At 77.4% G+C, this 1,018-nt stretch carries 1 protein-coding gene and 1 pseudogene; both read right to left on the bottom strand.

What is annotated here, in order from left to right; genetic code table 11:
- Window positions 1-295 (bottom strand): annotated as a pseudogene (locus ACFV0G_RS34910) (hypothetical protein); the annotation flags it as partial.
- A partial coding sequence (locus ACFV0G_RS34905) for a VWA domain-containing protein (RefSeq protein ID WP_380556652.1) occupies window positions 292-1,018 on the bottom strand: 727 nt, incomplete at its 5' end. The gene ACFV0G_RS34905 and the pseudogene ACFV0G_RS34910, both read right to left, overlap by 4 nt.

The following is a 1,018-nucleotide window of genomic DNA, read 5'->3' as shown; positions in this document are numbered from 1 at the left end:
GGCCCAGCACGGCCGCGCGGTGCAGGCAGCGCGGCGCCAGCAGACAGCTGCAGGTCGCCTGGCCGGGCTCGGTGACGGCGCCGCCCGGCCCGGGGGTGAGCGACACCTCGGCGTCCTCACCGCACCGGACGGTGCACCCGCCGCCGTCCGCGGCGGCCGTCACGGGCAGTGCGGCGTACTGCTCGACCGCCGCGTCGAGCTTCTTGCGCAGCCGCGAGGTCAGGCCCTCCACGGCGTCGGCGACCACCGCCGGGGCGACGGGCGGCAGGTGAACGGTCGTCAGGGGCAGTGTCATCGGGGCTCTCCGCGGAGGCGGTCGCCGACCCAGCGGGCGAGGGCGAGGGGACTGAGGGCGGCCACCGGCATACCGGCCGCGACGAGCTGCTGAGCGACCGGCACGGAGTACCGCGGGGTGCCGGTGTCGTCCAGCGCGGCGCAGCCCAGCAGGTGCACCCCGGAGGAGGCCAGCGAGCGGACCTCGGCGAGCAGGCCGCCGATGGGCCCGCCCTCCTCGAAGTCGCTGACCACCACGACCAGGGTGCGGCTCGGCACCCGGACCAGGGAACGGGCGTGGGCCAGCCCGGCCGCGATGTGCGTACCGCCGCCGACCCGGACCTCCAGCAGCAGCGACAGCGGGTCGTCCACCCGGTCGGTGAGGTCCGCCACCTGGGTGGAGAACGCCAGGAAGTGCGTGGAGAGCGTCGGCACGCCGCCGAGCACCGCCGCGGTCAGCGCGGACCAGATGACCGAGGCCTCCATCGAGCCGGAGACGTCGACCACCAGGATCAGCCGCCAGTCCGCCTCGCGGCGCGACCGCGTGCTGAACACCGGCTGCTCGGGGACGACGACCGTCCGCCCGTCGTCCAGCACCTGGGTACGGGCCAGGTTGGCCCGCAGGGTGCGCGGCAGGTCGAGCCGGGCGCCCGGGGGGCTGGGCGGGAGGGGGGGGGGGTGACCGGTCACCGCCCGGCGCTGACGGTGGGGGGGGGGGCGGGGGGGGTGGGTGGCGCGGGCGCCG

Origin of the sequence: Kitasatospora sp. NPDC059571, assembly GCF_042735675.1 — a bacterium.
In the GTDB taxonomy this organism is placed as follows: domain Bacteria; phylum Actinomycetota; class Actinomycetes; order Streptomycetales; family Streptomycetaceae; genus Kitasatospora.
This window is presented reverse-complemented; position numbering and strand designations above follow the sequence as displayed.